At 56.4% G+C, this 24,961-nt stretch carries 29 protein-coding genes; 14 read left to right on the forward strand and 15 right to left on the reverse strand.

Annotated features, from left to right (window positions below):
* Window positions 1-62: 62 nt before the first annotated feature.
* The 4 genes from GO984_RS04860 to GO984_RS04875 form a co-directional block, all read right to left on the reverse strand.
* Window positions 63-1,517: an efflux RND transporter periplasmic adaptor subunit gene (locus GO984_RS04860; RefSeq protein ID WP_157021437.1), complete on the reverse strand. Its 1,455-nt coding sequence runs from the start codon at window positions 1,515-1,517 to the stop codon at window positions 63-65.
* A gap of 105 nt (window positions 1,518-1,622) precedes the next feature.
* Window positions 1,623-2,165 (reverse strand): molybdenum cofactor biosynthesis protein B, encoded by a 543-nt coding sequence (moaB, locus tag GO984_RS04865; protein ID WP_138161367.1) that lies wholly within the window; start codon window positions 2,163-2,165, stop codon window positions 1,623-1,625.
* Between the two features lie 94 nt (window positions 2,166-2,259).
* A complete protein-coding gene (locus GO984_RS04870; protein WP_167740225.1) occupies window positions 2,260-2,859 on the reverse strand; it encodes a metallophosphoesterase family protein in 600 nt (199 codons plus the stop codon).
* Window positions 2,856-3,617: a uracil-DNA glycosylase gene (locus tag GO984_RS04875; RefSeq protein ID WP_157021438.1), complete on the reverse strand. Its 762-nt coding sequence runs from the start codon at window positions 3,615-3,617 to the stop codon at window positions 2,856-2,858. Before GO984_RS04875 ends, GO984_RS04870 begins: the two co-directional genes overlap by 4 nt.
* Window positions 3,618-3,793: 176 nt before the next feature.
* On the opposite strand from GO984_RS04875, the gene GO984_RS04880 reads away from it, so the two are divergent.
* The 7 genes from GO984_RS04880 (at window position 3,794) to GO984_RS04910 (ending at window position 8,986) form a co-directional block, all read left to right on the forward strand.
* A complete protein-coding gene (locus tag GO984_RS04880) occupies window positions 3,794-4,753 on the forward strand; it encodes an aspartate carbamoyltransferase catalytic subunit (RefSeq protein WP_157021439.1) in 960 nt (319 codons plus the stop codon).
* A gap of 4 nt (window positions 4,754-4,757) precedes the next feature.
* Window positions 4,758-5,291, forward strand: a complete 534-nt coding sequence (locus tag GO984_RS04885; RefSeq protein WP_157021440.1) for a hypothetical protein — start codon at window positions 4,758-4,760, stop codon at window positions 5,289-5,291.
* 1 nt (window position 5,292) lies between these two features.
* Window positions 5,293-5,676 carry a hypothetical protein gene (locus GO984_RS04890; protein ID WP_157021441.1) on the forward strand — a complete coding sequence of 128 codons (384 nt, stop codon included), beginning with the start codon at window positions 5,293-5,295 and terminating at the stop codon, window positions 5,674-5,676.
* Window positions 5,673-6,281 carry a hypothetical protein gene (locus GO984_RS04895; RefSeq protein WP_157021442.1) on the forward strand — a complete coding sequence of 203 codons (609 nt, stop codon included), beginning with the start codon at window positions 5,673-5,675 and terminating at the stop codon, window positions 6,279-6,281. The genes GO984_RS04890 and GO984_RS04895 overlap by 4 nt, the downstream gene beginning before the upstream one ends.
* Window positions 6,278-7,588 carry a dihydroorotase gene (gene pyrC, locus GO984_RS04900; RefSeq protein ID WP_157021443.1) on the forward strand — a complete coding sequence of 437 codons (1,311 nt, stop codon included), beginning with the start codon at window positions 6,278-6,280 and terminating at the stop codon, window positions 7,586-7,588. Before GO984_RS04895 ends, pyrC begins: the two co-directional genes overlap by 4 nt.
* The gene (plsY, locus tag GO984_RS04905) at window positions 7,588-8,193 is read left to right on the forward strand and encodes a glycerol-3-phosphate 1-O-acyltransferase PlsY (RefSeq protein WP_157021444.1); all 606 of its coding nucleotides are present in this window, start codon (window positions 7,588-7,590) and stop codon (window positions 8,191-8,193) included. Before pyrC ends, plsY begins: the two co-directional genes overlap by 1 nt.
* 319 nt (window positions 8,194-8,512) lie before the next feature.
* Window positions 8,513-8,986 carry a YHS domain-containing (seleno)protein gene (locus GO984_RS04910; protein ID WP_138161358.1) on the forward strand — a complete coding sequence of 158 codons (474 nt, stop codon included), beginning with the start codon at window positions 8,513-8,515 and terminating at the stop codon, window positions 8,984-8,986.
* Between the two features lie 63 nt (window positions 8,987-9,049).
* Here GO984_RS04910 and GO984_RS04915 read toward each other — a convergent pair whose 3' ends face one another.
* Entirely contained in the window at window positions 9,050-9,304 is a 255-nt protein-coding gene (locus GO984_RS04915) for a hypothetical protein (RefSeq protein ID WP_157021445.1), read from the reverse strand.
* A gap of 161 nt (window positions 9,305-9,465) precedes the next feature.
* Between GO984_RS04915 and GO984_RS04920 the strand changes: the two genes are divergently transcribed.
* The 4 genes from GO984_RS04920 (at window position 9,466) to GO984_RS04935 (ending at window position 11,935) form a co-directional block, all read left to right on the forward strand.
* Window positions 9,466-10,002, forward strand: coding sequence for a GbsR/MarR family transcriptional regulator (locus GO984_RS04920; protein ID WP_167740226.1), 537 nt, complete (start codon window positions 9,466-9,468; stop codon window positions 10,000-10,002).
* 52 nt (window positions 10,003-10,054) lie between these two features.
* A complete protein-coding gene (locus GO984_RS04925) occupies window positions 10,055-10,528 on the forward strand; it encodes a hypothetical protein (RefSeq protein ID WP_157021446.1) in 474 nt (157 codons plus the stop codon).
* Between the two features lie 44 nt (window positions 10,529-10,572).
* Window positions 10,573-11,010, forward strand: coding sequence for a hypothetical protein (locus GO984_RS04930; protein ID WP_157021447.1), 438 nt, complete (start codon window positions 10,573-10,575; stop codon window positions 11,008-11,010).
* A 76-nt stretch (window positions 11,011-11,086) separates the two neighbouring features.
* The gene (locus GO984_RS04935; protein ID WP_157021448.1) at window positions 11,087-11,935 is read left to right on the forward strand and encodes a fatty acid desaturase; all 849 of its coding nucleotides are present in this window, start codon (window positions 11,087-11,089) and stop codon (window positions 11,933-11,935) included.
* 63 nt (window positions 11,936-11,998) lie between these two features.
* On the opposite strand, the gene GO984_RS04940 is transcribed toward GO984_RS04935, so the two are convergent.
* From GO984_RS04940 to GO984_RS04955, 4 genes are all read right to left on the reverse strand, one after another.
* A complete protein-coding gene (locus tag GO984_RS04940) occupies window positions 11,999-13,369 on the reverse strand; it encodes a glutamate--cysteine ligase (RefSeq protein ID WP_157021449.1) in 1,371 nt (456 codons plus the stop codon).
* 65 nt (window positions 13,370-13,434) lie between these two features.
* Window positions 13,435-13,962: a hypothetical protein gene (locus GO984_RS04945; RefSeq protein WP_157021450.1), complete on the reverse strand. Its 528-nt coding sequence runs from the start codon at window positions 13,960-13,962 to the stop codon at window positions 13,435-13,437.
* Window positions 13,959-14,816 carry a GNAT family N-acetyltransferase gene (locus GO984_RS04950; RefSeq protein WP_157021451.1) on the reverse strand — a complete coding sequence of 286 codons (858 nt, stop codon included), beginning with the start codon at window positions 14,814-14,816 and terminating at the stop codon, window positions 13,959-13,961. Before GO984_RS04950 ends, GO984_RS04945 begins: the two co-directional genes overlap by 4 nt.
* Window positions 14,816-15,541, reverse strand: a complete 726-nt coding sequence (locus GO984_RS04955; protein ID WP_157021452.1) for a 16S rRNA (uracil(1498)-N(3))-methyltransferase — start codon at window positions 15,539-15,541, stop codon at window positions 14,816-14,818. Before GO984_RS04955 ends, GO984_RS04950 begins: the two co-directional genes overlap by 1 nt.
* A gap of 12 nt (window positions 15,542-15,553) precedes the next feature.
* On the opposite strand from GO984_RS04955, the gene ubiA reads away from it, so the two are divergent.
* The 3 genes from ubiA (at window position 15,554) to GO984_RS04970 (ending at window position 18,825) form a co-directional block, all read left to right on the forward strand.
* A complete protein-coding gene (gene ubiA / locus GO984_RS04960) occupies window positions 15,554-16,531 on the forward strand; it encodes a 4-hydroxybenzoate octaprenyltransferase (protein ID WP_157021453.1) in 978 nt (325 codons plus the stop codon).
* A 63-nt stretch (window positions 16,532-16,594) separates the two neighbouring features.
* Complete coding sequence (locus GO984_RS04965; RefSeq protein ID WP_157021454.1) at window positions 16,595-18,514, forward strand: OmpA family protein; 1,920 nt, start codon at window positions 16,595-16,597, stop codon at window positions 18,512-18,514.
* Entirely contained in the window at window positions 18,511-18,825 is a 315-nt protein-coding gene (locus GO984_RS04970) for a hypothetical protein (protein ID WP_138161348.1), read from the forward strand. Before GO984_RS04965 ends, GO984_RS04970 begins: the two co-directional genes overlap by 4 nt.
* Window positions 18,826-18,995: 170 nt before the next feature.
* Here GO984_RS04970 and GO984_RS04975 read toward each other — a convergent pair whose 3' ends face one another.
* The 6 genes from GO984_RS04975 to GO984_RS05005 all read right to left on the reverse strand — a co-directional run bounded on the left by GO984_RS04975 (window position 18,996) and on the right by GO984_RS05005 (window position 24,829).
* Window positions 18,996-19,442 (reverse strand): molybdenum cofactor biosynthesis protein MoaE, encoded by a 447-nt coding sequence (locus GO984_RS04975; RefSeq protein ID WP_157021455.1) that lies wholly within the window; start codon window positions 19,440-19,442, stop codon window positions 18,996-18,998.
* A 4-nt stretch (window positions 19,443-19,446) separates the two neighbouring features.
* A complete protein-coding gene (gene moaD, locus GO984_RS04980) occupies window positions 19,447-19,692 on the reverse strand; it encodes a molybdopterin converting factor subunit 1 (RefSeq protein ID WP_157021456.1) in 246 nt (81 codons plus the stop codon).
* Window positions 19,692-20,357 (reverse strand): CDP-diacylglycerol--glycerol-3-phosphate 3-phosphatidyltransferase, encoded by a 666-nt coding sequence (pgsA, locus tag GO984_RS04985; protein WP_157021457.1) that lies wholly within the window; start codon window positions 20,355-20,357, stop codon window positions 19,692-19,694. The genes moaD and pgsA overlap by 1 nt, the downstream gene beginning before the upstream one ends.
* A 139-nt stretch (window positions 20,358-20,496) precedes the next feature.
* Window positions 20,497-22,368, reverse strand: a complete 1,872-nt coding sequence (gene uvrC / locus GO984_RS04990) for an excinuclease ABC subunit UvrC (protein ID WP_157021458.1) — start codon at window positions 22,366-22,368, stop codon at window positions 20,497-20,499.
* A gap of 541 nt (window positions 22,369-22,909) precedes the next feature.
* Window positions 22,910-23,860, reverse strand: a complete 951-nt coding sequence (locus GO984_RS04995; protein WP_157021847.1) for a calcium/sodium antiporter — start codon at window positions 23,858-23,860, stop codon at window positions 22,910-22,912.
* A gap of 171 nt (window positions 23,861-24,031) precedes the next feature.
* Entirely contained in the window at window positions 24,032-24,829 is a 798-nt protein-coding gene (locus tag GO984_RS05005) for a S49 family peptidase (protein WP_157021460.1), read from the reverse strand.
* Window positions 24,830-24,961: the final 132 nt, after the last annotated feature.

Genomic DNA, 24,961 nt, shown 5'->3' on the forward strand with positions numbered 1-24,961 from the left:
CCATGGCCTGACCTACCGGTCGGACCGCGCCTGAGCTCTGATCCTCATCAGGCGCCATCCTATTAGCCCCCCATCCGTGATTCAATCCGGGTCACGAGCTTTGCGGGCACCTTGGCCTCGGCCAACTGCGCCAGAACCCGTTGCTTGGCTTCATCCGGCATACGGCTGTTCCCTTTGACAAAGGCCAACAGCCGCGCGCGCCGATCATCACTCAATTCAATCAGTTCCGCCTGAGGCTGTGCCGCAGCTTCATCTCGTAGCGCCCGCACCTTAATGCCAGCCCCCAATAGGGGTGTACGACCAACCACCACTTGACGACCCGCCAATCCGGCACCTCGGACCAGGATTTGATCTCCCTGACGTCGCACCAATTCGACCTCAAGCTGCTCCAGCCGGTCCTCAGCTCCTAAAACCAGAACCGTGCCACTGGCATCCAGAACCGAGGCCGGTAACAGGGCCACCGCGTTCAGTTCCGGCTCAAGAACAGTTACTGTAACAAAATCACCCGGCTTGAACCCCGGTGCAGCATTCAACCGGGCATAGATCAGCCGCCCTGACTGGCCCTCACCTGCCCCGCCACTGTCACGACTGATGATCCCGGTGGCGCTAAGATCTGCACCTGTCGCATCCAAAGATGCCTGCATTGACGCCTTCAATAACCGCCCGTTTTCATCCAGCAGTCGGGCGTATTGCACTGTGGAAATGCGAAACGCCACATCCAGCAGCGTTGGATCGACAAGATCGGCCAACTTTTCATTGGCGGACACGAGGCGGCCTTCAACCAAATTCACCGATTGCAATGTGCCGTCGAACTCAGCCTTCACAGTTGTATCCGCAAGGTCGCGCTGCGCGGTTTCCAGCGCAATCTGTGCCCGTGCCAACCGGGTCAAGGTCTGATCCACCCGGGCTTCGGCCTGCGATACCGCCTGCCGCCGTGAAATCACCGCCTGCCGGGCCTGCACCGCAGCCAGTTCCGCAACCTCAACCGTGGCAGCAGTGCCAACACCGCGCTCTTTCAAATCGATCTGCCGTTGAAAGGCCCGCTGGCGCAGCTGTGCCTGATCCTGAGTTGCCGCCAGTTCGTCCTGCGCCAATCCCAGCGCCCGACCCGCTTCACGCTCTTCTGCGTTGGCGTCCTGCATATCGGCTTCTGCCCGATCCAGTGCCGATTGCGCATCCGCCGGGTTGATCTGCACCAGCAACTGGCCCGCCACAACCGCGCCGCCCTCTTCGAAGCCCTCAGCCAGGGTGATCACCCGCCCGGCGACTGGGGTACGCAATTCCAATCGCCGACGGCTTTCGACTTTGCCAAAAGCGATCAGCTCTGGCGCCACATTTTTCAATTCGGCGGTTACGAGGTTCACCGCAAAAATGCGTTCCCGAGGCGCAGGCGGTTTATGCTCGGTATTCATCCGCTGCTGCACCGCGCCAAACACCAGCTGCCCCGCATAGAGCAGAAGGGCCAGACAGGCCGATGCCAGGAATATCCCGGTCAAACTCTGACGCAAAAACCGCATCCATAGTCCCTTTCAGGTGGCATTCGCTGCCTGTTTCAGCCCGTTGGACCCTGTCGGAACCTATCAAGTTTCGGCAGGGTTTACGAGGTTACACGCAACAACAGATTATTTCCGTCGCTTGTGTTCTTCCAATCTGGGCATAATTTCTACAAAATTACAGGGCCGGTGCCGATAATCCAGCTGTAGCGACAAAATTTCGTCCCAACCATCCTTGCATGCGCCCGGACTTCCCGGAAGCGCAAACAGGTAGGTGCCACCCGCCACACCACCCGTGGCCCGCGATTGCACAGCGCTAGTGCCAATTTTTTTCATCGACACCATGGTGAACACTGTCCCAAATGCCTCGATTTCCTTTTCATAGACATCACGGTGTGCCTCAACCGTGACATCACGCCCCGTTAGCCCGGTGCCGCCCGTCGAGATCACCACATCCACATTGGGATCTGCCACCCAGGCACGCAGTTGGTCGGCGATCAGAGCGCGCTCGTCCGGCAGCATCTTACGATCTGCCAGCACATGGCCCGCGGCCTCCAACCGATCCACCAGCACCTGACCCGAGCGATCCTGCTCAGGCGTGCGGCTGTCCGACAGGGTCAAAACCGCAATGCGAACCGGGAAGAAGTCCATACTTTCGTCAATTCGAGACATATCGAAACTGTATCCTTTGGATGAGTGTCGTTACCCGAGATGAGTTCGGCAACGCTATTGGCCAATCAGAGGCTGATGGCAGACCTGGCGCAGTTCAATGACCTACCTCAAACCAGTTTACAGTTGGTCCCAGGTTCACCACCTCGCTAGTGCCAATACATCCCCGGTGCCCCCAGCTGTCATGAATATGGCCGCACAGTGCCAAACGTGGCTGCAATCGCTTAATGGCGGAGTGTATCGCTGTTGAACCAACCGAAATCCCATCCGACGTCAGATCCGCCAAACCTTTAGGAGGCGAATGAGTGATCAAAATGTCCGCGGTCGAACACTCATCCAGCAACTGCCCAGCGAAATGTTCTGTTAAATCGCAAGACCAATCGCCAAACGGCGTCACCGGCACGCCATACCCCAAACCAAAGAACTGCAACCCCTCAAGCTCAACACCAGTCCCATGCAGGACGGTAGTACCATCCAGTGCAGCCGCCTGTAACTCACTTGCGCTTTCTGCATTGCCAGGCACCACTAGCATCGGCGCGGCGATATCTGACAAGAGCTGCATCGCCTTATCCAGCCCGTTTCGCATATTACAAAAATCCCCGGCGCCAATCACAAGGTCCGCGCCAGCACTGGCCGCAACCAGATCAGCGGCCCGCGCGCGCGCCATGTGCAAGTCAGAAAACGCCAGTATCTTCACGCCAACATCCCCAGTTTTGCCTTCAGCGACAGCAGGTCCGCCCAAGCCGCGCGCTTGCCTTGCGGCTGTGTCAGCAACTTTTCTGGCGGCACCATTGGCAGAACGGGTTTACCCCAGGCTTGCAGCCATTCCCCGCGCAACCGGCTGATACCCCGCTTGCCGAGCACCGCCTGACAGGCCGTATTGCCCATCAACACCAGAACTTCTGGCTCGGCCAATTCCACATGGCGCTGCAGAAACGGGGTCATCATAGCTATATCTCCGGCCTGAACCTCCTGATTCAGCGGAGGCCGCCAGGGCAGAACCGACGTCAGATAAACATTCTTACTGCGCTCCAGTTCAATGGCTGCCAACATCTTGTCCAGGAGCCCACCTGCGCGCCCGGCAAAGGGTATACCTGCCCGGTCCTCGTCACGCCCCGGCGCATCGCCAATGATCATCACCCGCGCCCCGGCCTGACCATCGCTGAACACCAGATTGCGCGCGCCCTTTTTCAAGGCGCAATGCTCAAACCCCTCTAGCGCGGCCCGTAAACTGGGCAACCCAGTGGCCGCCCGTGCTGCCTTTTGCGCCTGCTCAACGGGGTCTACGTCCTTAGGCTTGATCACCGCAGGCGCCTGATCTGCCTTCGCTTTTGGCACCGTTGCTTGCAACGCATAACGATCGACCGGCTCATCACCGATGCTCTCGGTCACGCCCAATTCAACCTGCCACTGCAAGAGCGCCCGCGCGCTGTAATAATCTAATGCCGATTCCATAGCGCCAAACTACTCCGCTTACCCCAGATACGAAACACCCCAGCTTCTCGTTGCCCAAAATACTCAAATTCCAACACTTACTACACATGCAACGGCAGGGTTTCCCCGACGCACAACATCTTGCCCGCCACAGCCCACATCCCTATAACAGCCCCGACCCAGCGCGGAGCCTACCCATGATCCCCACCCCATTTGGCCACAAACACCTGCTTGGCATTGAACCCCTGCGCCCGCACGAGATCACTGCGATCCTTGATCTGGCAGACAAATATGTTGACCAGAACCGCGCCACCGAAAAACGATCCGAGGCTCTGACAGGGCTAACCCAGGTCAATATGTTCTTTGAAAACTCCACCCGCACCCAAGCCAGCTTTGAGATTGCCGGCAAACGGCTGGGCGCGGACGTGATGAACATGGCGATGCAGGCCTCTTCGATCAAAAAGGGCGAAACCCTGATCGACACTGCGATGACCCTGAACGCCATGCACCCCGACCTGCTCGTGGTGCGCCACCCGCATTCCGGCGCGGTGGATTTGCTGGCACAAAAGGTCAACTGCGCGGTGCTGAACGCCGGCGACGGCCGCCATGAGCACCCAACTCAGGCCCTGCTGGATGCGCTGACCATCCGTCGGGCCAAGGGCCGCTTACACCGCTTGAACATCGCCATTTGTGGCGACGTCGCCCACAGCCGGGTGGCGCGATCGAACCTGATCCTGCTCGGCAAGATGGAAAACCGCATCCGCCTGATCGGACCGCCAACATTGGTGCCGAGCCAGTTCGCCGAATTCGGTGCCGAGATCTATGACGACATGCATGAGGGCCTGAAAGACGTCGATGTCGTGATGATGCTTCGCCTGCAAAAAGAACGCATGGACGGCGGCTTTATCCCGTCTGAGCGCGAGTATTACCACCGCTATGGGCTGGACGCAGACAAGCTGGCCCTGGCCAAACCCGACGCGATCGTCATGCACCCAGGCCCAATGAATCGCGGTGTGGAAATCGACGGCACCCTGGCCGACGACATCAATCGTTCGGTGATCCAGGAACAGGTCGAAATGGGCGTCGCCGTGCGCATGGCGGTGATGGATCTGCTGGCGCAAAACCTGCGGGCCGAACAACAGGCGGCAGCGAGCTAGACACATGGGCGTGGTGCAGCACATTCCAGCAGGCGAACGCGGCGTGATCCGTGTCTTTGATCTGGATATGCGGCCTGAACAGGCCCGGTTTCTTCGTGAACCGGGCGCATTGGCGCAGGTGTTGGGAATCGAAGAGATCGATCTGGATCACGTCGAAATTTTCCCGATCAGCGATCTCGAGGAGTTGGGTCTTGTTGGCTATTTGACCGAGGGCTGCGGTGTTCCGGCGGATCAGATAACTGACGACGGTGAAACACTACAGGCGCTGACTGGTCATGTATTGTTGGTCCGATCCCATGCATTTGGCGGCGAAGAGACTCATCTGACCCCCGCCACTCCAATCACTCTGATCGGCGCTTACGGCGAACAGCGCCCGCAATGGACAGGTACGCCCATCGAGGCCGAAAGCGCCAAACCCTATACCGCACCGCGACTACCCCCACGCGCGGGCCGATCAAAAGCGCGGCGCATTGGGGCCAGTCTGTTTGCTGTGATCATGACTCTTATCGTTCTGGCCGTTTTGAAGATGGTAACCTGAAATGCCTGAGACCCAATTCACCCCCGACCGAACGGCCTATATCCGCTCGCACGCCTGGATGGCGGCGCTGGCCATGGCGGCGGGCATGGTGATCCTCTGGGCCATGGGCAATCCCCATGTCTGGACAGGCGCTATTGGCGGGTTAGGTGCCATCATCCTGCGCGGCTGGTATTTGATGTCCGAGGAAATGGCGGTCGTCTGGACTTTGGCCGACACATCGCTGACCGGCCCGGCTGAACGCAATATCCCACTGGCCCAGATCGAACGGGTACACACTATGGGCAGCTATGTACAAGTGGTGACCAAAAGTGGCGATAAACATCTGATCAAGTATCAGGCGGATCCTGACGCAACGAGCAGGATCATCGAGAGTGCACGCAGATGAGTGGTGCAGACGAATGGGACAAAATTCTAGAACCCGGTGAAGAAGTACTTTGGCAAGGGCGCCCTGACAGTGACTTTCGCTGGCAAAACCAAATTTTGCTCCCGCTCAAAATCGGCCTACTCTGTTTTGCCGCATGGTTGCCGCTGCTCGTGTTCGCTCCCGATTGGCCAGAAGGAACCATTCCCGCATCACAATTGTTTCGTGATTTTGCACTAATTCTGATCAGCGGAAACATAGGCTATCTTGCTCTGAAACAACTGCAAGCCCGGTTCGTATTTCGAAAAACGTGGTACACCTTGACTAATCGACGCGCATTTATTGCCCGCAACCACCCTCTGCTTGGCAAGCGCCTTTGGGATTACCCCATTTCCGGAGATTCGGTCATAGACATATCTTTTACCCCACACTGTAGTGTCTGGTTTGCATGGCGTTATCCGACATCGCTGGATAAAGCGATCAGCGAATTTGATATGGCTGGGCAAATTGCCGTCAGACACCATGGATCGCACGAAGTAGGGTTCGAGAATATTCTTGACGGAGAAAAAGTATATCAGCTCATGGGCCTCGTTCAGGCCGGGGCTATGGACAAGAGAGACCACACATGACCATCTTTTTCACCAATGCCCGCCTGATCGACCCTGAGGCAGGGACTGATGCTCCGGGCAATTTGCTGGTCCAAGACGGAAAGATTACCGAAATATTTCCGGAAAACATCGAATTTGAGGCAATGTTTCGCGCGCGAAACATTTCTCCAGAAGCTGTTGAAATCATTGATTGCAAAAACCGCTGTCTGGCCCCCGGTATCGTCGATATCGGTGTCAAAGTCTGCGAACCGGGCGAACGTCACAAGGAAAGTTACAAATCGGCGGGCCTTGCGGCGGCGGCGGGTGGTGTCACCACCATGGTCACTCGCCCCGATACCTCACCCGCGATCGATAACCCAGAGGCCTTGGAATTTGTTACCCGCCGTGCGCAGGCTGATGCGCCGGTCAACGTGTTGCCAATGGCCGCGCTGACCAAAGGACGCGACGGGCGTGAGATGACCGAGATCGGCTTTCTGATGGACGCCGGCGCGGTGGCTTTTACCGATTGCGACCGGGTTGTCACCGATACCAAGGTGTTCTCGCGTGCTTTGACCTATGCCCGGTCATGTGGCGCATTGGTCATTGCCCACCCGCAAGAGCCTATCCTGTCCAAGGGCGCCGCGGCCACCAGTGGCAAATTCGCCGCGCTGCGCGGGTTACCCGCCGTGTCGCCAATGGCGGAACGCATGGGGCTGGACCGGGACATCGCGCTGTTGGAAATGACCGGTGCGAGATACCACGCTGACCAAATCACCACTGCCCGCGCCCTGCCCGCGCTTGAGCGTGCCAAGAATAATGGGTTGGACATCACCGCCGGCACGTCGATCCATCACCTGACATTGAACGAGTTGGACCCGGCGGATTACCGGACCTTCTTTAAGGTCAAGCCACCGCTACGATCCGAGGAAGACCGTCTGGCCGTAGTCGAGGCCGTGCGGACGGGGCTGATCGATACCATCAGTTCAATGCACACCCCGCAGGATGAAGAAAGCAAACGCCTGCCGTTTGAAGAGGCCGCTGCCGGTGCCGTTGCGCTGGAAACCCTACTGCCCGCTGCCCTGCGTCTGTATCACTCGGAACATCTGGACCTGCCCACTCTGTTCCGTGCCATGTCCCTGAACCCGGCCAAGCGCTTGGGTCTGGATAGTGGCCGTCTGTGTGCCGGTGCCCCTGCGGATTTGTTGCTGTTTGATCCGGATGTGCCCTTTGTAATGGATCGCTTTGCTTTGAAATCCAAATCGCAGAACACACCGTTTGACGGCCAGCGTATGCAAGGTAGGGTGCTGGCAACCTATGTCGCCGGTCAGCCGGTCTACCGGAGAACCTGATGCCTGTATTTGAGACCTCTGCCGCCCTGTTGCTACTTTGGGCCGTGATTGGCTATGGGCTGGGGTCGATCCCCTTTGGGCTGTTGCTGACCCGTGTGATGGGTCTGGGCAATCTGCGCGATATCGGGTCGGGCAACATCGGCACCACCAATGTTTTGCGCACAGGGTCCAAAAAGGCAGCGGCGCTGACCCTGCTGCTGGACGGTGGCAAGGGTGCAGTCGCAGTTCTGATTGCCCGCGCCTTTGCGGGTGACGACGCGGCGCAGCTCGCTGGGCTGATGGCCTTTGTCGGTCACTGCTTTCCAGTCTGGCTCGGCTTCAAAGGCGGCAAGGGTGTCGCCACCTTCCTTGGTCTAATGTTGGCGCTGGCCTGGCCTGTTGGCATCACTTGCTGCGCCACATGGTTAGCCACCGCGGCTGTTAGCCGGATTTCTTCGGTGGGGGCATTGGGCGCAGCTCTGTCAGCGCCATTTTGGGCAGTGCTGCTGGGATACGCAGATGCAGTTCTTCTTGCGGCTGCCCTTGCGACAATTGTGGTCTGGCGGCACAGCGCAAACATCACCCGCATCCGCGCGGGGACTGAGCCAAAAATCGGACAGAAGTAGTCCCGGCTTAGCGCCCCTTGCTGCACATAATCGCCCCAGTAGACTATGGTTCACCGGATGCCCTGTGGACCCTTGCGGTGTTGCACCGTTAGCGATGGTTGCACCCAGCACCATATGCTCACGCTGTTTTCACAACCATTTGTTTCGGCACAGATGCACAGCCAGCCCTCTGCCATGCACAATCAAATTGAGTTGCTTTGAACGTGAACGTCAAAGGTCCCAGATCAGTGTCGTGGTCATCAATTACGGTGCCCCAAAACGATACAAGCCTTGCCCAATTGAATTTACCGATCGGGCACTCACTCAAAGGATATAAACAATGAACACAGTCAAAACACTGATCAGCGGCGTCGCCCTATCCGTCGCTCTGGCAACTTCGGCCATGGCGGCCGGCGTTGAACTGAATGCGTCATCTACCGGTCTAGCCCTGCAAGGTTACGACCCTGTTGCCTATTTCACAGTTGGTGAACCCACCAAGGGCAATTGGAAAATCACCAGCCTGCACAACGATGCCATGTACCGTTTTTCTTCAGAAGAAAACAAAGTTGCCTTTGAAAAGAACCCAGAAGCCTATCTACCGGAATACGGCGGATACTGCGCCTTTGGTGCGGCAATGGGTTTCAAATTTGACGGTGATCCAACCCTGTGGCGGATTGTTGACGGCGAACTGTTTTTGAACATTTCCTCAGACATCCAAGAGCGTTGGGAAACCGACATTCCCGGCTTCATTGTTCAAGCGGACGCAAACTGGGAAGACATTGCCGACAAAGAACCGGCAGCCTTGCAGAACTAAGCTTATAACCACTCACATGAACCGACCGGCGGCAGGGCAACTTGCCGCCGGTCATTTTACTGCTTAGCCGCCCTGCGCCATCCGCTCGGTGGCTTCAGCGGTGCGTTTGGTGTTGTCGTAAATGCCTAAGAACAGATACATCATTCCGCCCATCAGGATGACATAGAGCCCTCCAAAAATCAGCACTCCGACAGCCGCAAGCACGCCGCCCTGTTCGTTCATCATGGCGCCACCAGCCCCAACGACAACGGCGATGCACATCAGGGCAACAACTACAGTGATCAGTTTTTCGAGAGATGAAATAAAAAAGTCGCGCATAGGTATTCTCCAAATTTGGGTGTGAATATCCTAAGGATGCGCGATTTTTGGGGTTTGTGGCAAATTTTATGGTTCGCCAATCCAAAGGCGCCCCGAGAAGAAACTTGACAATTCTGTGTTTTCGGTATTTTCTGTTATTACAGAAATAACAGGATTTCGTGATGAAACTGACCCCCGCCATGCAAAACTTCATCCTACACTGGGGGGAAATGGGTTCGCGGTGGGGCGTAAATCGATCCGTCGCGCAGATCCATGCCTTGTTGCATATCACACCAGATCCGATGACCGCTGATGAGATCTGCGACGCCCTGAACCTGGCTCGGTCAAACGTGTCGAACGGATTGAAAGAGCTGCAATCGCAGGGGCTGGTAAAAACCAGTCGCAAACTCGGCGACCGGCGTGATCATTTCACGTCGATCCGGGACATGTTCGATCTGGTAGATGCGGTGATTGCAGCACGGCGGGAACGAGAAATTGCCCCAACACTACGTGCCTTACAAGAGGTAGTGACCGAAGCCGAAAGCGACGCAACGCCCAAAATTGTCAAAGACAGAATGGGGGAAACCCTGCGGGTCATGAAGATGTTTGACGACTGGTACGCAGACTTTTCCCGACTGCCCCGTTCGGTTCATTTGGCGGTGCTGAAACTGGGTTCAAAATTGGTGCGTTTTCTACCGGGAGGTAAGCCCAACGACTAGCCTAACAGGCACACACCAGCAGGCCGGACAGAAGACGTTTGGAGATTTCTAAATGACGACCTTTATCAAATTCACCGTCCCGGATAACAGATTTTTTGGTTTCTTGCTGCTGGCCCCAATTGCCACCAGCCTTAGTCTCCTTGCGCTAACCTTTGTTTTTCTCGCCGTGCAACCCACGCTCGTTCTGCTGTTTCCATCAGCAAAGGAAGGGCTGGACGAAGCAATTATGGTGCTCCCCGTCATGCAACTTATTGCGGGCATGTCGCCGATATTTGGTGGCTTGCAATATCTGCTTTTTGGCGGCGTAGCCCTGTGGATCTACCTGCAAAACAACCCAGTAAGACCCTGGGCCTGTGCGTTACTATTGTTTGCAGTAAACGGCGCGGTGACAGCGGGCATCTACCTTTTTGTAGATCAGGAGTTTGGCGTGCTTTGCTTTACGCTTGGGTCATTCTTCGCGCCAGTTTGGGGATTGGTTTTTGCCCTGTTTTACAGACGTTTCACCCGGCAAGAGGCCAATCTGTGATCTGACGACCATTGCTGTCAAAAATTTTGCAACGGAATTTGGTCATGACAGAATTATCGAAAAGCAAACCGGAAACCCAATCTGCCAGGCCCGCGCTCTACGAGGTCAACAAACGAGATTTCTACATCGCCTTGTTCGGCGCACCAATGTTGACGGCACTTCTATTTTTCTGGGTTTTACTGATACCCGTTTTTGCAGTTCTTTTTGGCGGTGTTCCCTGGTTAATTTTTGGCGGGCCTGCACTGTGGAGCAGCCTGAGAAAGCACGGGCCCGGCCTCAGACTATTGCGCTCGGCATTTGTCGCCAATCTTGTGGGCACACCCTTGGTCGTTGCCATCTACGTCCTGTTTGATGCAAGGCCAGACCGCTTTTTAAAAGAACTGATCGAGTCGATGTTTGTTGTCGCTTTTGGCTGCATTTTTTCACTGATCTGGGCGACCGCATTCTGGTGGATATTCCACCTTCTAACCAAACGGCGATAGGCAAAATTCACCAAGTTGCTCTCTGAACCGCAGAGAGCACCCGTTCAGCATTAAACAGCCAGGAAAGGATCACAAAATGTGCCAAGCCATTCCACGCGAAACCGCCCCCCATGATGTTGCATGGCAAGACTTACTGCCAATGACCCGGCACCAGAAATTCATCGAGCTTACCCTTCCGCTGCCCTGGTTACTGGCTTCTTGGGCACTCTTTGCCTCGCCTGTTTGGTGGCTGGGGGCTTTGCCAAGTTTCATGTTTTTCCTCTGTGCACTGCGGCTGAACCACGAGGCCATTCATAGCAACCTTGGCCTGTCGAGACGCACGGACATTGCCATCCTGCATATCCTGAGCGCGCTGATGGGAGGGTCAAACTGCGCGGTAGCCTGGAACCACATGCAGCACCACCGTCATGCCATGGGACCAAAAGACCATGAAGGACATTGCGGCGAGATGACAGCCTTAGAAGTCCTGAGATATGGGCCACGCTTCCCCCTTGATTTGAACCGGGCAGCTTGGTCAATGGGGGGACGGAAATGGCGGCTGCGCATTCTGCAGGACTGGCTTGGCGTCGCAGCATTTACAATCTTTGCACTGTGGCTCGGGCAGCGCTTTTTACTGCTACACTTGGTTGCGGTCGCTGTGGCGCAATGCCTGACTGCGTTTTTTGCGGTCTGGATCACCCATCAGGGCACCACAAACAGTGGGCTGGCAGCCCGCAGCCAACGAGGCGTGTTGGCCAAGGCGGCTTACCTGATGTTCTACCATCGCGAGCACCATTTGTTTCCGAAGGTGCCCGTTGCCCGGCTGCCAGAATTGGCGGATCGATTAGACCGCGGGATTGCAGGATATGCTGAAAGTCGGCGTCCAGTCGTCTCGTTCCTGGACAGCGAAAAAGTTGGACGAGGTTCGCCCATTTCGTCTTGCTAGAAGTAGTTCAGCCGAAAACGTGTCGAACAGCCCGGCCAATATCCGGGCTGTTCGATTGATAGGTTAGTAACTGAACTCGCCATAGATCTTGGTCAGATCCCCATTCCAATCGCCATGATAGCGCTCCAGCAGCTCATCAGCGGGGACTTTACCGCTGTCCAAGCTGTCTTTCAGCGCGTTTAGGAAATGGGTTTCGTCTGGGACCAACCCACCAGCGCCGGCCCGTCCGCGTGCTTTTAGCCCAGCATCGGAAATTGCCACCACTTCGCGGGCCAGATCCATCATCTTGATGTCCCCCACTTGCGCCTGCAAGGCGGACTGCGAAGCTGCGACCCGCAGGCCTTCGCGTGTTTCGGCGTCCCAGCCTTTGGCCAGATCCCATGCCGCATCAAGGCTGGACTGGTCATACATCAAGCCAACCCAGAACGCAGGCAGCGCACAAAGACGACGCCACGGGCCACCATCTGCGCCGCGCATCTCCATGTATTTCTTGATCCGCGCCTCGGGGAAGGCCGTGGTCAGGTGGTCTGCCCAGTCTGACAGCGTTGGCATTTCGCCAGGTAGCGCAGGCAATTCGCCCTTTAGGAAGTCGCGGAACGACATGCCCAGCGCGTTGATATATTCACCGTTGCGATAGACAAAATACATCGGCACATCGAGCGCATATTGCACGTAGGCCTCAAACCCAAAGCCCTCTTCGAACACAAAAGGCAGCATGCCTGTGCGCGCATCGTCCAGATGACGCCAGATCTTGCTCCGCCAGGATTTGTGACCGTTTGGTTTACCCTCAAAGAACGGCGAATTAGCAAAGAGAGCGGTCGCTACAGGTTGCAGTGCCAGCGCGACGCGTAGCTTTTGCACCATGTCGGCTTCGGAGCCGAAATCAATGTTGACCTGCACGGTGGTGGTGCGGCGCATCATGTCGCGCCCCATGGTGCCCACCTTGGTCATGTAATCGTTCATAAGGGTGTAACGGCCCTTGGGCATCAATGGCATCTGGTCATGCGTCCAGATCGGAGCCGCACCCAGACCAATGAAACCAACACCGATTTTATCAGCGATTTCCTTGACCTCGCGCAGATGGGTGTTCACCTCGTCGCAAGTCTCGTGGATGGTTTCCAGCGGAGCACCTGACAGTTCCAGCGCGCCGCCCGGTTCCAGGCTGACATTGGCTCCGTCTTTTTCCAGACCAATCAGATTGCCGCCTTCGGTGACCGGCGACCAGCCATAGCTGTCGCGCAGGCCTTGTAGCACCGCCACAATAGAGCGTTCGCCCTCAAACGGCAGCGGCTTCAGCGAGTCTTTGCAATAGCCGAACTTTTCATGCTCGGTGCCGATACGCCAATCGGCCTTGGGTTTGCAGCCATCAGCCAGATAACCCGCCAGTTGGTCGTGATGTTCGATGGGCCCGCCACCGGACTGAGGAATGGACATGAGCGGCGCTCCGTTGCTGTAAGATCATGTTGGTCGATCAGTGGTGAGGTGAATTTACGTGACTGTCAATGCAGCCTGTGCATTGGCGGGCGCGTGGCATTGCGTTCCCAGATCACGACATGGTGAGGTCCAGGTTTGCGCAGCTCCGCCAACATCCGTTCTGTGCGCAATCCGGGCAGACTGGCAAAGACATCAAACAGGGTCTCGGTCCCCGCTGCATTCACCGGAATATGCAAGGCATCTTGCCCCGGCTGCTGGAGGATCCAATGGGCGGGTTTGGCGGTGTGGTCCAGCGCCAGCATGGTCAGTTCGGACACCGCAACGGCGCCGCCTGTCAAGGGACCGAAATAGGCAATTTGGCCCTCGTCCACCTGCACCACGCCCGGACCATCAGCCTCAAGACGAAAGCGCAGCCGTTGCACGCCCACAATCGCAAGTGCGGTGCCGATGATCAGCAGAACCCAGCCTCCCCAGAACAACAAGCCAAAAGCCCCCAACACCCAGCGCAGCCCCATCAACAACACAACGGCGGCAACGATAAGTTCGCGCCAGCGCCAGAGTGCGGTTCGGGCTTCAGGTCTGATAAGACTCATGTTGTTTCCTTTCGGCCAGTATCGAACAGGACCAACGAAAACTCTCCTGCCCGTTGATACCCTAAGGACATATAGGCACGAACCGCGGCGGTACTAGCAGCAAACAGCACAGATTGTGTCACCCCCTTGGCGCGAACCTCTTGCAGGTGCAACGCCAGGGCAAGGCGGGCATAACCGCGACCGCGCAGGTCGGGTGGTGTGTAAACGCCACCAACTTGCACCACCGAAGGCAGGACCGCGTTGAAACCTGTCATTGCAACGGGCTGATTTTTGACCAATAGCGCACGGTGGCTGTCTTTTTCTATATAGCTGGTGATGTCAGTTTCAGCCACTGCTGTGGCCTTACGCTTAGACGTTCCCATGACCTCAAAATGGTAGCTGGCACGCCAGTGCACCACCAGTTCGCGTGGCACTACCGACAGCGGTACCAGCTCCCCTCCCTGCATTTGAGGCATAATCAATTCTGCCAAATTCAAACGAAAGGCAGGCTCGTCGTCATTGAGTAAAGTCGGCATGTTACTTAGCCCGGCAGCCGACAAAAAGGCGCGAACCTGACGTGCTTCCCCCAAACACCCGGTCAACACGGGCCGATCAGCAATCAGGTCGCTCGCGCGCGCCCACATGCGATCAACTGCATTTGGCGCCTGTAACAGGATCATGCCCGAATTGGTGATAGCAAAAATCCCGGAGGCTGATCCTTGGGCCAACCAGATAGTCATGCCTTTGTCAGACGTTTTATCATGAAGCCCGTGATCACGCAGATTGCTCAGCAGGAACATCGACGATTGAAGGTTGGCGTACAAAAAGGACTGGATCCAGTCCAGATCTGCGTCCTGCGCTAGACGCCAGTTCATCACCAGTCCCCAAGCGCCTGTTGCCACAGGGTCATCGCGGCCACCGCGGCCGTATCGGCGCGCAGGATACGGGGCCCTAGGCTTACGACGTGAGAATAAGGCAAAGCGTGCAGGCGTTTGCGTTCGACTTCGGAAAATCCGCCCTCTGGGCCGATAAGGATTGCCCAAGGGGCATCTCCATGGGCACCTGCCGCCAGTTCCAGCGCGTTGCCCACCTCTGCCTCATCACAGAACATCAGCTGTCGATCCTCAGGCCAATGATCGAGCAGTCGGCCTAACTTTTGCAGATCCCCCACCTCGGGCACATAGGTGCCACCGCATTGTTCGGCTGCTTCAACCGCGTGGGACTGCAGGCGATCCTGGCGGATACGCTCGGAATTGGTGAATTCGGTTTGCACCGGCAGGATTTGTGCGGCGCCCATCTCGGCAGCTTTTTCGACGATGAAATCGGTGCGGGCCTTTTTGATCGGGGCGAACAAGAGCCACAGGTCGGGCGGCATTTGCAGCGGCTTAGTCTGTTCAACACAGGTCAGCACCCCGGCACGTTTCTTGGCCTCGGTTACATCGGCCAGCCACTCGCCATCTGTTCCATTGAACAGCAGCACCTGGCTGCCCGCACTGAGCCGCATCACCCCAAACAGGTAATGTGCCTGATCCCGATCCAGAGGAAGCGATTGCCCTGCCCCCAGCGGGTGCTCTACATACAGTCTGATCTTTGCGCTCATGAGGCCCTACATATGCAAGGCGACGCCCCTAATCCAGACGAACCGAACCTTGAAGGTCAAGTTTCGGACGCTGTTACAGACAATTGGGTGGATACCCGCGCGCCGGAATGGACGCGCCCCTATCTACGGCTGTCGCGTGCGGATCGTCCGATTGGCACTTGGCTGCTACTGATTCCCTGTTGGTGGGGGCTGGCGCTGGCGATGTTGTGGGATCAAAACCCGCGCTGGGAGGATGCCTGGATCTTTGTTGCATGCGCCGCTGGGGCCTGGTTGATGCGCGGTGCGGGATGCACCTGGAACGACATCACCGACCGCGATTTTGATGGACAGGTCGAACGGACCCGGTCGCGCCCTATCCCCTCTGGGCAGGTCAGCGTCAAAGGTGCTGTCGTCTGGATGGTCATACAAATTGCGATTTCAGCCCTGATCCTGTTCAGTTTCAACTATGCCGCTATTGCCATGGGCATACTGGCCCTGTTCCCAGTTGCGATCTATCCTTTCGCCAAGCGGTTCACCTGGTGGCCGCAGGTATTTCTGGGGCTAGCCTTTAACTGGGGCGCAATGCTGGCCTGGGTCGCGCATACAGGCACTCTGAACTGGCCGGCTGTGTATCTGTATCTGGCAGGAATCGCCTGGACACTGTTCTATGACACTATCTATGCCCATCAGGACACCGAGGACGATGCGCTGATCGGCGTAAAGTCCACAGCCCGACTGTTCGGCAAAGATACAGCAACCTGGCTTCGCAGGTTCCTGGTCGCCGTTGTCTGCCTGATGGGACTGGCGGTACTTATGGCTGTAATGCCCAACGGGTCTATTCTGGCTCTGCTGCTGTCCCTGATTGCACCATGGGCGATGGGTTGGCATCTGACTTGGCAGTTGCGTGCGCTGGACACTGAAAACAACGACCGGCTGCTACAACTCTTTCGACTCAACCGCGACACAGGCTTGATCCCGCTCATCTTCTTCGCGGCAGCTCTGTTCGCATGATTGAACAGTTGCTCTACAGCCGATAAGAAGACGTAACACTAATTGGACGAACTTACCCCGCCTATGCGCCTATCTTCACTTTTGATCGTCAGCCTCACTTTTCTGGCGGCCGCAGGGCTAAGCCTGGTTGCGGCTGGTTTCGCCGTCACTGGGGTCGAACGCAGCACCGAAATCGCCGTTCGCCGCACCCTGGACGAGACCCGGAATGACTGGGCAGAAGTGACCGCTGATGGGCTACAGGTCATCTTGAACGGCACCGCCCCCGACGAAGCCACCCGGTTCACTGCCCTTTCAGTGGTGGGCGGCACGGTAGACGCCGCTCGTATCATTGACCTCATACAAATTGCTCCGACCGCCGACCTGGCACCGCCGCGCTTTTCGGTAGAAATCCTGCGCAATGACAGCGGAATCTCGATCATCGGATTGATCCCCACCGGTACAGACCGCGCCGCAATCGTCGAACAACTTTCCGGACTGGTTAGGGAAGAGCGCGTTACCGACCTTCTGGAGACCGCCAGCTACAGCACGCCTGCGGGTTGGATCGACGCGATGGGCTATGCTGTCAGCGCATTACGCTACCTGCCGCGCGCCAAAATCTCGGTGGTTTCTGGTCTGGTTACGATTACTGCCATATCGGACAGCCGCGAGGAAAAGCAGGCTCTGGAGAAGACACTAACCCGCGCCGCGCCTCCGGGATTGCGGCTGTCGATCGACATCTCTGCACCCCGCCCGGTGATCACACCTTTTACACTGCGCTATCACATTGACGAAGCTGGCGGCAGCTTTGACGCTTGCTCTGCTGAGAGCGAAGCCAGTCGAGACCGCATCCTTGCCGCTGCCCAACTGGCGGGTCAGACCAACACCCCCAGCTGCGTTATTGGGATGGGTGTACCGTCGCCCAATTGGGCCCGTGCAGCGGAGTTGAGCATTGCCAGTCTCGCCCAACTCGGCGCCGGCTCGGTTACAATCGCTAATGCTGACATTACGTTGGTGGCAACCGTCGACACCAGCCCTGAATTGTTCGACCAAGTTATCGGTGAGTTGGAAGCTGCGCTACCAAAAGTTTTTGCGCTGCATGCGGTCCTACCAGAGCCCGAAGCCGATACCCAAGGTGGCGTTCCCGAGTTTACGGCCACTCTAAGCCCCGAGGGCCTTGTGCAGCTTCGTGGTCGTCTGAGCGACGAAACTCTGCGACATCTGGTCGACAGCTATGCCAAGGCAAGATTTGGATCGGAAAGTGTGTATACCGCCACGCGTGTAGTCAACGATCTGCCCATAAACTGGTCGGTGCGGGTTTTAACTGGCCTGGAGGCTCTCTCACTCCTGCAACGCGGCGCATTACTGGTAACCCCAGACAACGTCATTCTACGCGGGATGAGCCACCAGGAAGAAGCCACGGCCGAAATTGCCAAGTTGCTGTCTGCGAAACTGGGCGAGGCAGAAAGTTATGCGCTGGATATCAGCTATGAAGAACCACCAGAACCTGAAGACAAGCCGGTAGAGCCTGAAGTCTGCGAAGCAGAGTTGGCCAGTATTCAGGAGGCTGGCAAAATCGCCTTTGAACCTGGGTCGGCCACCATTGCATCCCAGAGCCGCGACACTATGGATGCAATCGCTGAAATTCTGGAACGATGCGGCGATATGCGGTTGGAGATCCAAGGCCATACTGACAGCCAAGGCCGCGAAGAGATGAACCAGAACCTGAGCCAGGCTCGTGCCCAGTCCGTTCTCAACGAATTGCGCACGCGCCGTGTGCCGACCTCCAGCTACGCTGCTAAAGGATACGGTGAGACCAACCCAATTGCCGACAATGGCACCGAAGAAGGCCGAGAACAAAATCGCCGTATTACCTTTCACTTGATTCGGCTCGAACAGGGTCCCGAGCAAGAAAGTACGCTGGATGCTGCAGCGGCTGAAAAAGCCGAGGACCTCTCGCCAACCGAAACGCCTGACACCACCGAACAGGAGCTCCCCGGACAATGAACAGAACTGAGTTCATCATCACCACCGCCATCATCCTGTTTGCGGCTTTTGTAATGGGCTGGTTTGCCAATTGGCTGGTTCACCGGTTCACCCGCGTACGGCAGAGCGATGTTGCGGACCTAGATCGGATGAGCCAGGAACTGCACGAGGCCGAAGAAACCCGCGACCAGGCGATTACCTACCTGCAGCAGCGAGAGGCCGAACTTAGCAACCAGCTGGCGCAGACCGAGGCTGAGCTGCGCGCAGCGATGGACGGGTTGCAAGCGGCCCGACAAGAGGCTGAAGAGCTGCGGATGCACCTGCAGGAGTGATCTGTTGCTCTTGTGGTGCGTGCAAGCACACACCCTACACAGACATTCCGACTGAATTTGTCAGTGATTTTGACATAGGGGTCTCCCCCGGCGCGGCAGCAGGCCGCGCTATGCCCAACAGGAGAAGATCACCTGTTGATCGTTCGACGGGCGGGAGCCGTTGTTTAGAACTACCAGCGGTCTAACGCGTCCTCATCGGAGTCCTTAGCAGCGACCCAGTCTGTTGTGCCACTGTCCAGGATTTCCTTTTTCCAAAACGGCGCACGAGATTTGAGATAATCCATCAGGTATTCGGCAGCTTCGAACGCATCCTTGCGGTGGCGCGATGCGGTTGCAACCATCATGATCTGTTCCCCAGGTGCAAGACGGCCATAGCGGTGGATTACCAGCGCATCGCCAAGTGACCAGCGGTCCATCGCGGTCTGTGTAATCTCCGTCAGGGCTTTGAGTGTCATGCCCGGATAATGCTCAATTTCCATCGCCACCAGACCGCCCTGATCCGCATCTCGAACGATGCCCGTGAAGGTAACAATGGCACCCATAGCGTTATTGGCCTGAGCAAAAGCCTCTGCCCTTGCGCCAAATTCGAACCCTTCCTCCTGAACAGACACTTGCATCAGTTCAGCCTCCGGTCATCGGCGGGAAGAAAGCGACTTCTCGCACCCCCTGCAGAGAAGCATCAAAGCTGCTCAATTCCTGATCCAGAGCAACCCGCAGGGCTGACAGGTCGGCAAAAGCAGCGGCGTAACGATCTTCGCGAGCACGCAGTTCTTCTACCAGTCCAGCGACGGTGGTTGCGGAGGTCTCGATCCGCTCACGCGGCAGCCCGATGCGTTCACGCACCCATGCAAAATACAACACATCCATCAGCTATTTTCCTTTAGAAATGGGAATGCTTTGCGAAGATAATCTGCGCCCGTAATCAGGGTCAGTGCCGCAGCAACCCAAAGAAGCCACAAGCCGATCCGCCCAGACCAGACCATTGCTTCAAACTTCCAGCGCAGACCTTGCAGGTCTTCCACCTCTCCCAGCATGACTTGATCGACCAGCGCCTGATCCATGCCCCAGGCGGACATACCCAGGTAGTGTTCAAAAATACCCTGAGCAAACAAGACTGCAATGGCAACCATTTGAGCCGTGGTTTTCCACTTGGCCAATTTGGTCACCTTGAGCGTTCCGGCAGTATCCCCAAGGAATTCACGCAGGCCGGACACAAACACTTCTCGAAACAGAATGAAGGTCGCAGGCAACACCAGCCAGGGTGACATTGAGGAATAGCCGACAATCACCATTAGCGCGATCACCACCATTGCCTTGTCAGCGATTGGGTCCAGCATCGCACCCAGTTTGGTTTCTTGCTTCCACGCACGTGCAAGATAGCCGTCAATCCAGTCAGTCAACGCAGCAATGACAAACAACATCAACGCAAACCAGTCCGCGTAGGGGCGACTAAAATACAAAAACATCAGTGCGAGTCCAGGGGCCGCAACAAGGCGAAGCACTGTCAGAATATTGGGTAAGGTCCATGTCATAAGGCGGACATTAACTTGTCGGCGTCCGGGTGGAAAGGCGATGCAGGTAAAATCTGCCTGTTAAGAATAGATGCCTCCGGCGGGGATATTTTTAGCTAGATGAACAAGGGGTTGCACTGGAACGCAGACCTTTGTCGCGTCATCTATCCTGGAAAAAGTCATATATTCTTTGTGCCAGCGCACCAGAGACGCCCGAAACCGCCTTGAGGTCCGCCAGATTGGCACGGCTCACTGCTTTGGCGCTGCCGAAATGCGCCAGTAAGGCCCTCTTGCGGCTGGCGCCAACGCCGGGAACTTCATCCAGTGGTGTTGCGCCAATGGCCTTGGCCCGCTTGGCCCGGTGGGTGCCTATGGCAAAACGGTGAGCCTCGTCCCGCATGCGCTGGACAAAATACAACACCGGGTCGTTGCGTTGCAGCGCAAACGGGCGTTTCCCCGTACGGTGGAACTCTTCCTTGCCGTGGTCACGATCAACCCCCTTGGCAACGCCAACCATCGGAATATCACCAACACCGTGTTCATCCATGATCTGGGCCACGGCCGAGACCTGCCCGGCGCCGCCGTCAATCAGCAACAAATCCGGCCAATGGCCTTTGCTGCGGTCCGGGTCTTCCTTTTGCAACCTAGAAAACCGCCGGTGCAGCACTTCTTTCATCATGCCAAAGTCATCACCCGGAACCAGATCATCGCCTTTGATATTGAACTTGCGGTAGGCGTTTTTCATAAACCCGTCAGGACCAGCCACAATCATGCCGCCAACGGCATTGGTGCCCTGGATATGTGAGTTGTCATAGACTTCGATCCGCTGCGGTGGACCGTCCAGCCCAAAGGCCTCAGCCAGTCCACGCAGCAACCTGGCCTGTGTCGCACTTTCCGACATCTTACGCGCCAGAGATTCGCGCGCGTTACGAGTGGCGCCCGCGACCAGTTCCGCCTTCTCGCCGCGTTGAGGAACAAGAATTTCGACCCGGTGAGAAGTTTTACTGCTGAGCGCCTCGGTCATCAGGTCATCATGCTCTATGGCGTCAGACAGGATCAGCTGGCGCGGCGGCAGCTTGTTGTCGTAAAACTGGCCAATAAAGGCCTCCATCACCTCGGCAGCAGTTACATCGGCGCCAATACGGGGATAAAAATCCTGATTGCCCCAGTTTTGGTTGGCGCGGATGAAGAACACCTGCACGCAGGCCTGCCCGGCCTCTATGTGCAGCCCGATCACGTCCGCCTCGGCCACCCCGCGCGGGTTGATGCCCTGCGCTGTCTGCACCTGAGTCAATGCCTTGATCCGGTCACGTAGCGCCGCGGCGCGTTCAAACTCCAGGGCCTCCGACGCGGCCATCATCAGTTCGGCCAGTTCTTCTTGTATTTTGGTAGAGCGCCCAGACAGGAACCGTTCCGCGTCGTATACGCTGGCGGCGTAGTCTTCTTGGCTGATTTCACCTGTACAGGGTGCCGAACAACGTTTGATCTGGTATTGCAGACAGGGACGGCTTCGCCCCTCGAACATTGCATTTGAACAGTTGCGCAGCAAAAATGCCTTTTGCATCTGGTTCAGAGTTCGCGTCACTGCACTGGCGCTGGCAAATGGCCCAAAGTAGGCCCCCTTTGCCTTACGCGCGCCCCGGTGCTTTTTGATCTGTGGGTAGTCGTGCGACTTATCCAGCAGAATATTGGGGAAACTTTTGTCGTCACGTAGCAGCACGTTGTATTTTGGTTTTAGCTGCTTGATCAGGTTTTGTTCGAGTAGCAAAGCCTCTGTTTCTGTCCGCGTGGTCAGGAACATCATCGACGTCGTCAGCGCGATCATCCGTTCGATACGCTGAGTGTGGCCCGGACGACTGTAGTTGGACACCCGCGCCCGCAGATTGCGCGCCTTGCCAACGTAGAGAACCCGGTTCTCTGCATCCAGCATACGGTACACCCCAGGAGAGCCATCAAGTGTCTTAAGATAGTCCTGCACTACGGCATAACCGGTTGGCGGCACGGCGGGCTTTTCTGGGGGCAAATCAGTCATGTTACCGAAGATATGATTCCCCGCCTCGAGCTGCAACGTGTAAGCCTCAGGAGCAAGCAAAAACAAATCCACCGAAGCTGTGGATAACTGTGGAGATATCTTTTGGCTATCTGCTGTTTATAACTGGAAACATCGACATTTTCGGAGTTGCCTGTTTTTTAGGCAAATTGATAAGACTTTGAATTTAAACGGTACTTTTTCTGAAAATCCACAACACGTTGAAATCAAATACATTTTTATTACAAGTTTATGACGTAATTTTTCCCAGTGCACAACTTGTCGCACTTTATGGAATTGGCGGTGCTTAAACGTGGTATTCAGCCTAGGTCACATCCGTAAATGCAACCGCCAGAAATGGCCCTTGGCGGGCAAATCAGTGCCCCTTGAAGCCAAGGGCGGAGAAGGTCGCAGATCAGTTAACGATGCGATATCGTTGCCCTAGGATGAACTGCAGTGGTAGCGACAAAACGCAACCAAGGGTTAACGCATAACAACCAGCATAGAACTATCATCGCACAGAGATGTGCTTGTACTGGTTGTGTTACAAAACCGCGACCATATAGGCCAGATATAACCCCGTCAAAACAACACCCCATGTGCGAGTAATATCTTGCTTGAAGAACACAAACGGCACCAGCAAGAGAGAAGCAGCCAGCATCACCCAAAGATCGAACAGCAAGAATGTCGGCTTTACTGGGATAGGACCAATAAATGTAGCGACCCCGACGATGGCAAGCAGGTTGAACATGTTCGAACCGATGACATTGCCCAAAGCCACGTCGGCCTGTCGGCGCAGAGCCGCCATCACCGTAGTTGCAAGCTCTGGCAACGAGGTGCCGATAGCGATTAGCGTCAAACCGATCACCCGCTCGCTGACATGATAAGTACGGGCGATCTCGGTCCCGTTATCAACCAACAAATCTGCGCCCAAAGGCAGGCCAATCAAGCCCAACACCAAGTAAACGCCTATGCGCCAGTACGGCATATTAGGATCGGCCTCGTCGATGTCCTCCAGGTCATCGTCACCTTCGCAGCCACACCGGCGATGCGCGCGCGCTTCGCTGAAGGCTGAGCCAAGCACGAAGGCCAGAGCAGCCAGCAGAACCAGCCCGGACCAGAGTGTAAATACGCCGCAAAATGCAAGTGCGATGAACAATACAGTAGCACCCAGCATGTAGATATAGTTCTTGCGGGTGTCACATTCGCTAGTGTGAAGGCTGGTCATAATGGCTGGAACGCCCAAAACCAGCAGAATATTAGCGGTGTTCGACCCGACCACATTCCCAAGGGCAATGCTTGGAACGTCTTCTAATACGGCCTGAATGGCAATCAGCAGCTCAGGCGCGGAGGTTCCAAAGGCAACAATGGTGAGGCTGACAATCAGTGCAGGCACCCCAAGCCGAAGACTGAGGTTCACCGCACCGCGCACCAGGGCATCCCCCGCCAGCAGCAAGATCACCAGACCCAGCGCCAAAAATAGCCATGGCATCATCATCCGCGTCGCCCTTTTCCACAGGCACAGGGGCCCTTGCCAATTTTGAAACGTCCACAATGTGGACAACGGGCCGACTCCAGTTTCTTTTGCCCGGGAAACTTCAGTTTTCCGAACATCGCCAGCACCGCCATTGCGACCAGAAACAAGGATACAATTTTAAAAATCACCTCAGAGCCCAAAGCGTGCAAAAGCAGCACGCTCCTCAACTCCGCCCAACGCGTCCTGTGCCAGTTGCACGCCAATCCGGGACAAGAACGGTTTCTTCATCCCATAGCGGCGAAAGCGGACTTTCTTGCCAAACAGCTCCTGCATCTTTGGCTTTATATGGGCGACGCCCTCAATCAGCCCCAATTCACTGGCACGCCGTGCTAGCCAGATCTCACCAGTGAACAGGTTTTGCTCTTCGCTTAGCTTAGCGCCACGTCGCGTCGTCACATGATCAATGAAATTCTGATGGATATCTCCGAGCAGAGTTTTCAGCCGCGCGACATCTTCATCATTTTCCGGCTGGAATGGATCCAGCATCGATTTGCTTTCGCCCGCCGTATAAACGCGTCGCTCAACCCCTTGGCGGGCGAGCAATTCATGTGCTCCAAACCCGGCAGATATTACCCCAATGGACCCCAGAACCGAGCTTTCATCCGCCCAGATCTCATCCGCCGCTGCCGCCAGCCAGTAGCCACCTGATGCGGCTACATCCTCAACAAACGCATAGACCGGCACGTCCAATTCGTCAGCCAGACGGCGGATGCGGGCACCAATCAGAGAGCTTTGTACAGGTGATCCACCCGGAGAATTGATCTCCAGGGCAATCGCAGCAGGCTTACCTTTGCGAAAAGCGCGCTCCAAAACGGGGGCCAAACCCGCGTCACTTAGCGCACCACGTCCGGGCATGCCAATCGCGCCAGCAAGACGCACAACCGCCACCAAAGGAGGCTTCTTCAAAAAGGGTATATTCAGGGTCATCCAGCCGATGTAGATTGCCCCCCCGCCCGAAACAAGGCACGGGCCGGTTGCAAAACGTTACGACGTGAAAAAACAGTAGACAGGTGGGTAAAATTGCAACGCTCTCGCGATCACAATACGAACACCACATCC

The organism is Parasedimentitalea huanghaiensis, assembly GCF_009753675.1.
In the GTDB taxonomy this organism is placed as follows: Bacteria; Pseudomonadota; Alphaproteobacteria; order Rhodobacterales; family Rhodobacteraceae; genus Parasedimentitalea; species Parasedimentitalea huanghaiensis.